The organism is Selenomonas sp. FC4001 (assembly GCF_000701565.1).
GTDB lineage: Bacteria > Bacillota > Negativicutes > Selenomonadales > Selenomonadaceae > Selenomonas_A > Selenomonas_A ruminantium_B.
On the sequence record NZ_JNJF01000004.1, the window covers coordinates 1 to 11,470 of the forward strand.

General features: G+C 43.0%; 19 protein-coding genes. 15 read left to right on the forward strand and 4 right to left on the reverse strand.

Going from position 1 to position 11,470, the window contains the following annotated elements; genetic code table 11:
* Positions 1–193: 193 nt before the first annotated feature.
* The 5 genes from T320_RS14440 (at position 194) to T320_RS14760 (ending at position 3,941) form a co-directional block, all read left to right on the forward strand.
* Complete coding sequence (locus tag T320_RS14440; RefSeq protein WP_156032669.1) at positions 194–349, forward strand: hypothetical protein; 156 nt, start codon at positions 194–196, stop codon at positions 347–349.
* 294 nt (positions 350–643) lie between these two features.
* On the forward strand, positions 644–1,171 hold the full coding sequence (locus tag T320_RS00005; protein WP_037351780.1) for a helix-turn-helix domain-containing protein: 528 nt from the start codon (positions 644–646) through the stop codon (positions 1,169–1,171).
* Between the two features lie 91 nt (positions 1,172–1,262).
* Entirely contained in the window at positions 1,263–3,362 is a 2,100-nt protein-coding gene (locus T320_RS00010) for a tetratricopeptide repeat protein (protein ID WP_037351781.1), read from the forward strand.
* Positions 3,363–3,426: 64 nt separating this feature from the next.
* A complete protein-coding gene (locus T320_RS14755) occupies positions 3,427–3,627 on the forward strand; it encodes a hypothetical protein (protein ID WP_197019333.1) in 201 nt (66 codons plus the stop codon).
* A 122-nt stretch (positions 3,628–3,749) separates the two neighbouring features.
* Entirely contained in the window at positions 3,750–3,941 is a 192-nt protein-coding gene (locus tag T320_RS14760; RefSeq protein ID WP_197019334.1) for a hypothetical protein, read from the forward strand.
* Positions 3,942–5,108: 1,167 nt separating this feature from the next.
* Here the strand turns inward: T320_RS14760 and T320_RS15020 are convergent.
* Both T320_RS15020 and T320_RS15090 read right to left on the reverse strand, forming a co-directional pair.
* On the reverse strand, positions 5,109–5,234 hold the full coding sequence (locus T320_RS15020) for a hypothetical protein (protein WP_255327074.1): 126 nt from the start codon (positions 5,232–5,234) through the stop codon (positions 5,109–5,111).
* Positions 5,188–5,328 (reverse strand): tyrosine-type recombinase/integrase, encoded by a 141-nt coding sequence (locus tag T320_RS15090; RefSeq protein WP_369793416.1) that lies wholly within the window; start codon positions 5,326–5,328, stop codon positions 5,188–5,190. Before T320_RS15090 ends, T320_RS15020 begins: the two co-directional genes overlap by 47 nt.
* A 4-nt stretch (positions 5,329–5,332) precedes the next feature.
* Between T320_RS15090 and T320_RS00015 the strand changes: the two genes are divergently transcribed.
* The 6 genes from T320_RS00015 to T320_RS14455 all read left to right on the forward strand — a co-directional run bounded on the left by T320_RS00015 (position 5,333) and on the right by T320_RS14455 (position 7,537).
* Positions 5,333–5,659 (forward strand): JAB domain-containing protein, encoded by a 327-nt coding sequence (locus T320_RS00015; protein ID WP_231465805.1) that lies wholly within the window; start codon positions 5,333–5,335, stop codon positions 5,657–5,659.
* A 105-nt stretch (positions 5,660–5,764) separates the two neighbouring features.
* Positions 5,765–5,908: a hypothetical protein gene (locus T320_RS14445; protein ID WP_155266747.1), complete on the forward strand. Its 144-nt coding sequence runs from the start codon at positions 5,765–5,767 to the stop codon at positions 5,906–5,908.
* A gap of 48 nt (positions 5,909–5,956) precedes the next feature.
* Positions 5,957–6,148 carry a hypothetical protein gene (locus T320_RS00020; RefSeq protein ID WP_026760924.1) on the forward strand — a complete coding sequence of 64 codons (192 nt, stop codon included), beginning with the start codon at positions 5,957–5,959 and terminating at the stop codon, positions 6,146–6,148.
* A 556-nt stretch (positions 6,149–6,704) separates the two neighbouring features.
* Positions 6,705–6,956 (forward strand): DUF4405 domain-containing protein, encoded by a 252-nt coding sequence (locus tag T320_RS00025; protein ID WP_026760923.1) that lies wholly within the window; start codon positions 6,705–6,707, stop codon positions 6,954–6,956.
* 17 nt (positions 6,957–6,973) lie between these two features.
* Positions 6,974–7,165: a transposase gene (locus T320_RS14450; protein WP_072305687.1), complete on the forward strand. Its 192-nt coding sequence runs from the start codon at positions 6,974–6,976 to the stop codon at positions 7,163–7,165.
* A 225-nt stretch (positions 7,166–7,390) separates the two neighbouring features.
* A complete protein-coding gene (locus T320_RS14455) occupies positions 7,391–7,537 on the forward strand; it encodes a hypothetical protein (RefSeq protein ID WP_155266745.1) in 147 nt (48 codons plus the stop codon).
* 82 nt (positions 7,538–7,619) lie between these two features.
* Here T320_RS14455 and T320_RS14460 read toward each other — a convergent pair whose 3' ends face one another.
* Entirely contained in the window at positions 7,620–7,772 is a 153-nt protein-coding gene (locus tag T320_RS14460) for a hypothetical protein (protein WP_156032670.1), read from the reverse strand.
* Positions 7,773–7,952: 180 nt separating this feature from the next.
* On the opposite strand from T320_RS14460, the gene T320_RS14465 reads away from it, so the two are divergent.
* Both T320_RS14465 and T320_RS00030 read left to right on the forward strand, forming a co-directional pair.
* Positions 7,953–8,117, forward strand: a complete 165-nt coding sequence (locus T320_RS14465) for a hypothetical protein (protein WP_156032671.1) — start codon at positions 7,953–7,955, stop codon at positions 8,115–8,117.
* A 1,171-nt stretch (positions 8,118–9,288) separates the two neighbouring features.
* Positions 9,289–9,885 carry a nitroreductase family protein gene (locus T320_RS00030; RefSeq protein ID WP_026760919.1) on the forward strand — a complete coding sequence of 199 codons (597 nt, stop codon included), beginning with the start codon at positions 9,289–9,291 and terminating at the stop codon, positions 9,883–9,885.
* Positions 9,886–10,426: 541 nt separating this feature from the next.
* Here the strand turns inward: T320_RS00030 and T320_RS14470 are convergent.
* Positions 10,427–10,573 carry a hypothetical protein gene (locus T320_RS14470; protein ID WP_155266741.1) on the reverse strand — a complete coding sequence of 49 codons (147 nt, stop codon included), beginning with the start codon at positions 10,571–10,573 and terminating at the stop codon, positions 10,427–10,429.
* A 180-nt stretch (positions 10,574–10,753) separates the two neighbouring features.
* Here T320_RS14470 and T320_RS00040 point away from each other — a divergent pair, with 180 nt between their 5' ends.
* Positions 10,754–10,963 carry a hypothetical protein gene (locus T320_RS00040; protein ID WP_037351789.1) on the forward strand — a complete coding sequence of 70 codons (210 nt, stop codon included), beginning with the start codon at positions 10,754–10,756 and terminating at the stop codon, positions 10,961–10,963.
* Between the two features lie 132 nt (positions 10,964–11,095).
* Complete coding sequence (locus T320_RS14475; RefSeq protein WP_155266740.1) at positions 11,096–11,248, forward strand: hypothetical protein; 153 nt, start codon at positions 11,096–11,098, stop codon at positions 11,246–11,248.
* The last annotated feature ends 222 nt before the right edge of the window (positions 11,249–11,470 follow it).

An 11,470-nucleotide genomic window follows, 5' to 3' on the forward strand; every position in this document is an offset into this window, starting at 1 on the left:
GGAAATCCCAGTATTAGACCATGTGATACTGGGGGATAACCTCTTTTACAGCTACAAGGAGAATAAGGTCGGGCGGATAAAGTTATGAGGGGAAGCAAAAAATTTTATTTTCTTCTACACACTTTTTGCTTTCGGGGATATAAAGAACAGAAAGCAAGATAACAACACGCTAAGATGTGAGGAGGAAAATAAAATGGAAAAGCTCATGAACAAGATGGATGTTATGGAAATGGACAAGGTATCTGGGGGGTCTATAAAACTTCGTCCTCGTCCTCGCAAACATGATGCAAATTCTATGGCAGCAAATGTATTTGAAACGCAAAACGCAAGCGCTTGTGTTGGTAAATAATAGCGATATAGGCTAAGACATAGACAGAGGGCATATCATCAGATGTGCTCTCGTTTATTGTGCCTGCAGAAAATATGATTTGTAATTAAATAAAAATCGAGGCCTGACATGGCGTGGACATAAAAAGGGAGGCTGCCTCACAGCCTCCTTGATATGCGTGCTTATTTAAGTGTTCTAGCAATTATGATAAATGAGCTACTAAGCGAACATGGGGAAGGATTTGATTCCTAAAGGAATTTTGTGTTCGCTTATAGAACTATTATGCAGTTGTAGTAGAAATGAAGGGGATATGGCATGGAAAACAGGCTGCTTCAGGATATTGCTGAATATGTAGAAGAACACTATTGGTACTCTGACCGGCAAAATAAAATAAGGGAACAGTTCAAGGATGTCAGATTTTCTGTCTCCGTTATAAACAAGGAATCCTGGTCAGAACGTTTGAAGAACAAGTTTGATTTTATCTTTGCGCACATGGAGGATACCTTTACCCAGCGCTTGTGGAAGGTTATCAAACAAAAAGGATTGTCCGATGTAGACGTATATAAAAGGGCCAATCTTGACAGACGGCTGTTTTCCAAAATGCGGAAGGAAAAATCCTACAAGCCAAGCAAAAACACCGCCCTAGCCATAGTAATAGCCCTGGAACTGGATAAAGCGGCAGCAGATGATTTGCTAAGCAGGGCAGGCTTTGCCTTATCTGGCGGCAACAAAGACGATGTGATAATTCGGTACTTCATTGAGCACAAGCAGTATGATATAAATATCATCAATGAGGTGTTGGATTATTATGGTTTTCCCATACTGGGGGAGCGGAAATCATGAAATGTCGCTTGCAAAGCGACCACAAAGGGAAACGTTATTGGTATAATATAAATAGGGAGAACATTTCCAGTAAGGATTAGGAGGTGTTGGTATGTTGGATATAGCTTTTCAATATAGCTATGAAAAAAAGGATTGGGTACAATGTACTAACACTGATTTTGTAGAAAAAAATATAGAAGAATTACCGATTGTGCCATTGGTGGAACGGATTGGATATGAAAACGAAAATGTAAATGGATTAAGAGTTTATTGTCATAAGCATCAAAAAATAGAAGATATAAAGTTTGCAGATGATGGTAAAGTTATATCTGTTGATGGGTGTGTATTTGAAGGGCTTATTGGGATAGAGAAAATTACAGAAAAATCTAGATATAATCAATATCGCTATAATTTTGTTCCATATCGATGGAGAATATTTCAACGAGATCCATATTCAAGCATAAATATTGCAGCGGATGTTTTAGATATGGATTATGTGGGCTTCAAAAGAAAACATAGTTGGTACAATTTTGCATTTTCAATAGATATAATAAAGAAAAAATATCTAATTTCAAAAATGCTTGGTTCTTATAAAAAAGATTGGACAGAATTAAATGAAGTTGACATTCCAGATGTAGTGGTTGACTTGGCATTAAATGCTATGAGGGAGAGCGTAAAATTAGTTTATGGTATAAGACCAAGTGTGTTAAGTCAAATCAAAGGATACCGTAAGATAAAAGCATTTATAGAACGTCCGTTTGATATAAACATTGTATTTTTGAAGCATTTCTTTTGGGAATATATCTGCGAGATAGGTGACGATGGTTTTGATAAAATCTTTCCTTACGAAGAGAAAGATAATTATAAGATAATTTGTAAGTTGTTGGATATAAATCCTCCCAAGAGTTTGCGAAAGGCGTATACATATAACCCGTTTTCGCTTGTGTGGTATATGATATTTAAGCAATGGAATATCAAAGATATAAATTTTATGCAAAAATTCTTTTATCTTGATGATTGCATTGCAAATATGTATCTCAATAAGTTTTATTATAATCCGGTTGAAAAAAGAACAACGCGCACCGAGAATGATGCACTAGACCGTTGGAAAGCAGTAGAATTTTACTGTCAATGGTTGATGAAACAGAAGGGCGAAAAAAAGATGTTGAAGTGGCTGTATTATGTATCTGCTAAAAGAGAGATGTCGAAACTCCAATGGGATATTATCATGCCTTTTTATCAGTATCATAATGACTTGTCAGAAGAAGTAAAATCACGGTTGCTGCGAGATGGCCTAACAGAATATGTACATGATGCAATTAGCATGGAAGTAACTTCTTTATCTGAAAATTGGAAACATACTAAGATAAAGTATGATGAGAAAATATTGGCCTACGAATGCAAAATTGGAGAATATGAATTTAGGCTGGTACATAACACGGGAATGCTTCCAAAACTTGGAGCAGTATTTAATAACTGTGTAGCAACATATCGAGACAGGGTGATAAATCATAAATCCATTATTGTATATCTAATTAGTAAATCAGGATATAAAGCATGTATAGAAATACAAAGAAAATGCCATATAGTGCAAGCCTTGGGTAAATACAATCACAAATTACAAAACGATGTGAATCATATATGCTGTTTTTGGGCTAAGTATAACAACTTAGTGATAGAACCAGACACACTAAATCCATTGTCTGATGAAGAACTGAGTGAACTTGAAAATATTCCTGTTGAACAGATTCCCTACATTAAAGAAGTAGATGAGATGAATTTAAGTGAATTGCTTGCTTTGGATGATAGCAGAATCGTGGAGGGATATTATCTTAGATTGGAGGAATTGATAAGTAAATCCAATAAGCAATGTTTGTCGGCACCTTATTGGATGAATTTTCCAGATGAAAAGAGCAAATTATCATATATCATACCTGATGGACGACGCATATTCGAAGCCGCATTTGCCGGAAACACAGAAGCTATGAGGGCATTAGGTTTTATGTATTATAAAGGAAAAGGGTTGAAACGCGATTGTGACAAAGCATTGCAGTGGTTTGTTAAGGCAGCAAATTTGGGGAGTAAGGATGCAAAGGTAGAGACGGAAAGATTAAAACATCTAATCAAGCAACAAGGAAATGAACGAGATCTTGCAATTTTGCAGGCACTATATAATTTGCGACGGCGTATGGCTGTGGGCGGAACGAATTGAATTGAAATGCGAAGGAGTGTACAGTTATGGAAGAAATAAAAGGTAAGGTAGCAAAATCCGTATCATGCCGGATGTTCATCCCGGCAAGGGGTGTACTATTGGAACTTCTGTGTCGGATGCGAAGTGGACAGCGCAGCTGTCCACCCGAGCAATCGGACACCCGTTGCCTGTGACGGCTTGTGCCCGGGGCGGTCTGTCTGGTGCAGTGACTAAGTGCTGGAAGGAGGAAGGTTCCAACCTTCGCGGAAATAGTGCGAAGACCTGAGTACCCGTGAGGGCTGGAGACTGACGACTGGAAGGCCGCAGGAATGGAGGCAGACTGTCCGCCCCGGATTGACAGAGTAAATTCTTACTTGCTGGATGAGCGAACCAGTTTCTTTTATATTCTTGTCTACAAAAGCAACGGAAAGTGTCTGCTGCGAAGTGGACAGGTTTCCTGTCCACCCGAGCAGACGGACACAAACCAATCGCATGAACGACAAGCAGGCTGCAACTAGCCCTTCTGGTCATATCGAGGCACAGCGGGCAGGAGGTACGGCGGCGCGAGTTATCCTGCTCCTATCTCGCTGGCCGCCGTAGTCGTCCCGACCGCAGGGAGGGCTGCCAAGCCCCCTGTCCCCCTATCTTCGCAGCACCTTATTCCCCGCCTGACCGAGGAGCCACAGCACCGCAGGGCAGGAAAGCGGAGGAAAGAGGGTAGGCCCCGCTTGTCGGGGCCGTAGGGGGAAAGGGGGCGGAGAATGGACGCGGACGCGTCCATGTGCAGAGACGGCCTCCTGCCCGCTGTGCCGTCCTTCTTACTGTTACGGATGAACGACAACGGAACGGCCTGCGGATGCCGAGAAGTTTCGCGCGGGAGGTGCGCCAGCACGTCCCGCCACAATAGCCCCTTTACGCATTGGCTTTTGAAAAGTGTTTACCAATATCAAGATTGACTGGTCAATTATAGGTGTCTCTGGCGGCGTGGACGGCGCAGCTGTCCACCCAAGCCAGCGGACACGCGTTGCCTGTATCGGGTTGTGCCCGGGGGCGGTCTGTCCGGCGTAGTGGCCGAGTGCCGGAAGGAGGAAGGGCGGACACTGGTGGCACGTCAGTGGCAGAACTTCCGGAGGGAGAAACGAGGGAATGGAGGCGGACAGTCCGGACACGCCTAACAGGATGGCTTCTTATGCTGAGGGATGAGGGTGGGGGCGGTGTTCCTCTGCGACGTGGACGCTGGCAGTTAAGCGGCGGTCGAAGGTCGCAGATAAGCGCCAGCGTCCACCAAAGCAGGGAGCGCCGCTGGGCGGGTAATACATTTCTTCCTATAATATAATACAGATGAAAAACAGTCATTTTGCATAAAAAGAACCTGCCAAAATTTGACAGGTCAAAAATATATCACACAATTAAATAATACGCCATTCCTACGAAAAACAATGTAGTCAATTTGTAGTCACGATACTGATACTTTATATAAAACTGTGATAAAATATGCAATACTCAAAAGTTGAGGCGCCTTATTCCATAAGGTGTCATGAAGAAATAATGAATAATGTAACTTGCAAAAATGGACTCAAAATCTGCCGTTGGCAACAACGTATCGGTTCAAGTCCGATCGCCGGCACCACTTGTAATTCAAGGCTCCGTGAGATTCTCACGGGGCCTTTTTGCTATGCAAATTTAAGAATTTGACTACAACATGACTACCACCAGAATTTAATCGGCAATATCAAATGTTTTCCTGTTTCTTGTGTAATTATGTTGTTAATGAATTTGCCTGCCACTTAGCAGGTCATTTACGCCGCCAGCCAGCCAGCCGCTGACTTTTTGGTTCTGTTCCTCGTCAATATGGGTATATATCCATGGTGATTTGGATGCTGGAATGTCCAAGTTGTGTCTGTATATCTTTGAGGTCAAACATGTGGGTGCCCTTCATCCGGCTGGCCATGTCATGTCGCAGCATGTGGAACAAAGATTGGGACATAATTATGAAAAGTCATGGGGAACTGCTGGCCTTGAACATCCATCACCGTCTAATTGGAACGTCTGTTGTATCGGTGGGTGGCCTGTCGGGGGCGGTGGTACATCCCCGGGAAGTGTTCCGTGATGCAATGGGCTATTCAGCGTCCGCGATTATCGTGGCTCATAACCACCCGTCCGGCAGGCCCGCGCCCAGCAAGGAGGATATAAAGGTAACGCAGCATTTAATGCTCTGCGGGGACATTATGGAAATCCCAGTATTAGACCATGTGATACTGGGGGATAACCTCTTTTACAGCTATAAGGAGAATAAGGTCAGGCGGATAAAGTTATGAGGGGAAGCAAAAAATTTTATTTTCTCCTACACACTTTTCGCTTTCGGGGATATAAAGAACAGAAAGCAAGATAACAACACGCTAAGATGTGAGGAGGAATATAAAATGGACAAGAAATTCATGAATAAGCTGGACGATATGGAACTGGACATGGTAGCTGGTGGAGGTTTATGTGATACTCTCAAAGAAGCTATCAAACAAGTCTCTAACCCGGTTGTAAAGAGATTGAGAGAATTACTGCCGTTTTAGAGAACAGAAAGCAAAAACAACACTCAAGATTGTGAGGAGGAAAATAAAATGGAAAAGCTCATGAATAAGATGGACAATATGGAAATGGACATGGTAGCTGGTGGGAGAGGAAGAGGTGGATTCGAAATCCGTCGCCCAAAAGATAATTCTAAATCTATGGCAGCAAATGTAGATGAAACACAAATGAAACTCCCTATCGGAAAACTCCCTATCGGTGGTGGTCATAAAATTAATGTGTAATGCAAATTCTATGGCAGCAAATGTATTTGAAACACAAAACGCAAGCGCTTGTGTTGGTAAATAATAGCGATATAGGCTAAGACATAGACAGAGGGCATATCATCAGATGTGCTCTCTTTTTTTGTGCGCAAGGAAATTTCCTCGAATCGGAGAAAGGATTGTCCTGCTAATCTGCCGAACCTGCACGAAAAGGAGTTGATTATTATGGGATTTACCGCATTGTGTGTGCTCGGTCTGTTGTTCTTCCTCGCCTGGGCTTCAGAAAATACTTCCCTTTTCCATACATAGTATCTTTTAGGTAACTATTGCCCCAGTTAAACAAATATGATATAGTATCCACAATAGCATATACGGCTGTGTAGGAGCCGTGCCGCTTCGGTGGCAGAAAATCGACGTGGATAGCTGAAGTAGCTTTCTGCCCTTTTTAGGGAGCGTCGATTTTTTTATTGCTGAAATCAAAACGGCTTTGGCGTGGCCAAAGATATGGATACAGCACAGATGTGGTACGACAAAGCCAAAGCTACAGGTTATACCAACTGAGAAAGGATGGACTATCATGAAAAAGAATTACTGCCTTGACTGGCTGCTATTCCTTAGCGGACTTGCTTGCATAGCCACTGGCCTTTTGCTGGACTTCCATTTGATTCCTGGCGGTAGAGAGGCAAAAGGCCCCTTTGTTACGGTGCATACATATAGCGGCTATCTCATGGCCGTGGGGATACTTCTTCATCTTGTCTGGCATAAGAGCTGGATTTCTGCTGTTACAAAGAAGATTTGCGGAGAAAAACCCCCAGCCAGACCGTTTTGATGAGCAGCGTGTGCACTATGTCAAATAAGGAGGAACTTATCTATGGCCGTTACGATACCACCAAGATGAGTGTATGTGAAGTAAAAAGTCTTGTCTGGCGTTATTATGAATCCTATTGGAATAATCGCCGTATATGCTCCGCCATAGGAGGGATGCCTTCCAAGGTGAAACTTGAGAATTACTATGATTCTCTACAGGCAGTAGCATAGTACAAATTTCTTGTAAAAAAAGTGTCAACTAATATTGACAACTTCATGATGACTGGCAATAATCCCCCGTTTTTCTGCCACAAAAAAGAGCCTTCCCATATCGGAGAAAGCCCTTACGCAGCCTGTACGAAAAAATTTTTCTATTACCCTACACACTTTTTGCTTTCGGGGATATAAAGAACAGAAAGCAAAAACAACACTCAAGACTGTGAGGAGGAAAATAAAATGGAAAAGCTCATGAACAAAATGGACAATATGGAACTGGATAAGGTGACTGGAGGCAAGCGGTACGTTTATCCTGATAATCGTCGTCCGAATCGTCCGATTAAAGAGTATCATGTAGAACGCAAACAAGTCATAAGGTATAGATAAAAACTGGATACAAAGAGAAGCTACTGCACATGTCGAGTTTGTACAGTAGCTTTTTTGCGCCCCCTTGGATGGAGAAAGGCGATTATCTTGGTAAGGGCAGATACTCTTGATATTCCTCTATATACGGGGCTATTTCTTTAACTGCATCCTGACCGAAATCAATCAAATCGTCCAACCAGCTGCCACCAGACACATTGTCTAGTTCCATAATATCGAGTTCTTTCTTGTCCATCATTTTTGACATCCCCTTTCTGTTGTGCTTAGTTGACTTTGTTTACCTTTGTCTATACTTACGATTGATAAGGTCAAGCATTACAAAGTTTTTTTCTATTACCCTACACACTTTTTGCATTCGGGGATATAAAGAACAGAAAGCAAGATAACAACACCCTAAGATGTGGAGGAGGAAAATAAAATGGAAAAGCTCATGAACAAGATGGACAATATGGAAATGGACATGGTAGCTGGTGGGAGAGGAAGAGGTGGATTCGAAATCCGTCGCCCTCGCAAACATGATGCAAATTCTATGGCAGCAAATGTATTTGAAACACAAAACGCAAGCGCTTGTGTTGGTAAATAATAGCGATATAGGCTAAGACATAGCCAGAGGGCATATCATCCGATGTGCTCTCTTTTCTATGCAGCTGAAAGAATGATTCATAATTAAATATGAATCAAAATCCCGCCAGGACATAATGACAGAATTCAGAGGGAATGAAAACGAAGAAAAAGAGTTGTTTTTCGTGCCCCGTGTCGGATGCATCGAGGAATGCCAGTGGCATTCCGAGGGGGCAGGCCTGTCCACCCGAGCAGACGGACACAAACCAATCGCATGAATGACGAGCAGGCTGCAACTAGCCCTTCTGGTCATATCGAGGCACAGCGGGCAGGAGGTACGGCGGCGCGAGTTATCCTGCTCCTATCTCGCTGGCCGCCGTAGTCGTCCCGACCGCAGGGAGGGCTGCCAAGCCCCTTGTCCCCCTATCTTTGCAGCACCTTGCAGCGCCTATTGCAGGCGGCCTGAGGATTTTATCTCTTGAGATATACGGTTTTCAAGGAGCCGTTAGTATTTTCTATGTGGGAAGTTTGAGTTATTATTATAGGGGGGAAAAAGTCTGATATAATTGGGTCACGAAATTTGGAATAGTCCTTCTTTTTTGTATAGCCTACTTTGTATTTTTCAAAAAAGACCTTCTCCTTTACCAGTCCGCCGGGGTCCAATTCCCCATGGAGGGTAAAGTGAGAAGGTCTTTGGCCGTGAAGATAACATCTGATCCCGAACGGCTGCTAGTTGTGTAGAATAACTTCTTTAAGCGGCCTCTGACCGCTTATTCGCCATGCCGTTTTTACGATGAGTCGATGTTTCTCATGACTTTTTACCCTGAATCCTGCATGGTGTCTATGCTTAGAGCATTTTTTCATGCCACTAACTTAATGACATTGTCTCTCCACCTCCGTGGATATACTGCTCGGTGGCAAAAGCCCTTTGGCTGCTGATAGATGGCAACCGATATGAATCATGAGAACTCCTCCCTTCAAATTTGCCAATATCCTATCATAGGGAAGAGTCTGATGGCAATGCATTCCTAAGTCAGGATGTGGCTGTTTCAAGAATTTGCATCTGATGACAAAAAGTCTTGAAACAGGAAGGAAATATGTCTAAAACATAGAACATTAATTAGAAGAGGTCAAGACCAGCGATGGTGTGGGCCGACCCTGTGTTCAGAGAATCTATGTTAGGAGGAACAGCCGTGAAATGCTTTCAGGAGGCGGTCATCAACCGTCGCACAAATTACGCTTTGGGGAAGGAAATACCAGTATTGCCGTCGCAGATTGTCGCGGCGGTGGAGCGGATGACCCAGGAAGTGCCGTCATCCTTCAACATGCAGTCGGCCAGGGTTGTCCTGGCCATGGGGGAGCATCACGAGAAGGTCTGGAGCATAACGAAGGAAGCTTTGCGACGCATTGTGCCTGCAGACAAGTTTGGAGCCACTGAGCAGAAGATTGACAGCTTTGCAGCGGGTTATGGTACAGTTCTGTTCTTTGAGGAGACAGATGCCGTCAAGGAACTGCAGGGCAAATACCCACCCTATGCGGAAAATTTCCCCATTTGGGCATCCCAGGCCAACGGCATGCTTCAGTTTGCCATTTGGACACAACTGACCAGCATGGGGCTTGGAGTCAATATCCAGCACTATAATCCTTTGATTGATGAGAAGGTCAAAGCTCATTTTGATGTGCCCCAAAGCTGGAGCCTGGTGGCTCAGATGGTCTTTGGTGCACCGCTGGCACCACCGCAGCCTATTGAGAAAATGCCCATCAGCGAGAGGGTTAAAGTTTTTGACTGATGAAAAAAATTGCCGTTTTGGGATGTGATCATAACCCAGCGGGAAGATGATGTCAAAGGACGCCCGCCCAATGAGGAAGGGCGTCCTTTGCCGTTGCGTGGGTTATGAATGCGTGGCGAAAAAACGGTAGGCTACACTTCCGAGGTAAACCGTCTTAGCTGTGAAAATCGCATAAGAGCAATTTCCTTAAAATATAACATTTCAAGCGATGATATTTCTATCATTATGGAAATCCCAGTATTAGACCATATGATACTGGGGGATAACCTCTTTTACAGCTACAAGGAGAATAAGGTCAGGCGCATAAAGCTATGAGTAGAATCAAAGCCATTGGCTTTGCTGTTTTCTACTATGCTGTAAACGGCAGCACTCGCAGCCGCTCCTTTAGTTGATGCACTAAACAGCCAATTCTTCCGGCAAATGGTGAAGTTGCGAATAGCGAATTCTAAAGGAGAGTGTCCACCAGCTGCCACCAGACACAAAATTAGGTGCTGTGAGAAAGATGAAACTTTTATCACAGCACCTTTTTTGAATTTGCCAGTCAGAAAATGTCATCAATCAAGTCATCGAGGTCATAAGTAACGACGTCTACAAGGTCATCCCACCAGCTGCCACCAGACACATTGTCCAGTTCCATAAACTCCAGTTCTTTCTTCTCCATTACGTTAAGTTCTTTCTTGTCCATCATTTTTGACAACCCCTTTCTTGTGTGCTTAGTTGACTTTGTTTACCTTTGTCTATACTTACGATTGATAATGTCAAGCATTACAAAAATTATTTCAAAATCAATACACACTTTTCGCTTTCGGGGATATAAAGAACAGAAAGCAAGATAACAACCCCCTAAGATGTGGAGGAGGAATATAAAATGGAAAAGAAGTTCAAGAACAAGATGGACGATATGGAACTGGACATGGTAGCTGGTGGAGGTTTATTTGATATTCTCAAAGAAGGTACCAAACAAATCGTTAATCCGGTTGCAAAGACATTTAGAAAATTAACTGAGGCTTATATTGACGCTATGGTGGAATATGACAGATTATTAAAACTGATTAGCAAACTTTGTAAGAATGTCTAACCTCCGCAGTGCGGCTGAAGAACCAGTCAGAGGGCATATCATCAGATGTGCTCCCTACACACTTTCCCTACTTCGGGGATATAAAGAACAGAAAGCAAAAACAACACTCAAGATTGTGAGGAGGAAAATAAAATGGAAAAGCTCATGAATCAGATGGAAGATATGGAACTGGACAAGGTAGCTGGGGGGAAAGTGGAACTCCCTAAATTCCTTAGATTTCTTAAAAAGGATAAGCCCCCTAAAAAGCCCACGGTTAGCCCATGGAAGCTTATGAGACCACACTGATTGGTCGTCCTCGTCCTTTCCCTCGTTGCCATGACAGTAATGCAAATTCTATGGCAGCAAATGTAGATGAAACACAAAACGCAAGCGCTTGTGTTGGTAAATAATAGCGATATAGGCTAAGACATAGACAGAGGGCATATCATCAGATGTGCTCTCTTTTCTATGCAGCTGAAAGAATGATTCATAATTAAATATGAATCAAAATCCCGCCAGCACATAATG

Excerpts from the sequence above, each read along its gene's own strand:
- T320_RS14440 (WP_156032669.1), top strand. The coding sequence starts at position 194 with ATGGAAAAGCTCATGAACAAGATGGATGTTATGGAAATGGACAAGGTA.
- T320_RS00005 (WP_037351780.1), top strand. The coding sequence starts at position 644 with ATGGAAAACAGGCTGCTTCAGGATATTGCTGAATATGTAGAAGAACAC.
- T320_RS00010 (WP_037351781.1), top strand. The coding sequence starts at position 1,263 with ATGTTGGATATAGCTTTTCAATATAGCTATGAAAAAAAGGATTGGGTA.
- T320_RS14755 (WP_197019333.1), top strand. The coding sequence starts at position 3,427 with ATGCCGGATGTTCATCCCGGCAAGGGGTGTACTATTGGAACTTCTGTG.
- T320_RS15090 (WP_369793416.1), bottom strand. The coding sequence starts at position 5,328 with ATGTCCCAATCTTTGTTCCACATGCTGCGACATGACATGGCCAGCCGG.
- T320_RS00015 (WP_231465805.1), top strand. The coding sequence starts at position 5,333 with ATGAAAAGTCATGGGGAACTGCTGGCCTTGAACATCCATCACCGTCTA.
- T320_RS14445 (WP_155266747.1), top strand. The coding sequence starts at position 5,765 with ATGGACAAGAAATTCATGAATAAGCTGGACGATATGGAACTGGACATG.
- T320_RS00020 (WP_026760924.1), top strand. The coding sequence starts at position 5,957 with ATGGAAAAGCTCATGAATAAGATGGACAATATGGAAATGGACATGGTA.
- T320_RS00025 (WP_026760923.1), top strand. The coding sequence starts at position 6,705 with ATGAAAAAGAATTACTGCCTTGACTGGCTGCTATTCCTTAGCGGACTT.
- T320_RS14450 (WP_072305687.1), top strand. The coding sequence starts at position 6,974 with ATGTCAAATAAGGAGGAACTTATCTATGGCCGTTACGATACCACCAAG.
- T320_RS14455 (WP_155266745.1), top strand. The coding sequence starts at position 7,391 with ATGGAAAAGCTCATGAACAAAATGGACAATATGGAACTGGATAAGGTG.
- T320_RS14460 (WP_156032670.1), bottom strand. The coding sequence starts at position 7,772 with ATGATGGACAAGAAAGAACTCGATATTATGGAACTAGACAATGTGTCT.
- T320_RS14465 (WP_156032671.1), top strand. The coding sequence starts at position 7,953 with ATGGAAAAGCTCATGAACAAGATGGACAATATGGAAATGGACATGGTA.
- T320_RS14470 (WP_155266741.1), bottom strand. The coding sequence starts at position 10,573 with ATGATGGACAAGAAAGAACTTAACGTAATGGAGAAGAAAGAACTGGAG.
- T320_RS00040 (WP_037351789.1), top strand. The coding sequence starts at position 10,754 with ATGGAAAAGAAGTTCAAGAACAAGATGGACGATATGGAACTGGACATG.
- T320_RS14475 (WP_155266740.1), top strand. The coding sequence starts at position 11,096 with ATGGAAAAGCTCATGAATCAGATGGAAGATATGGAACTGGACAAGGTA.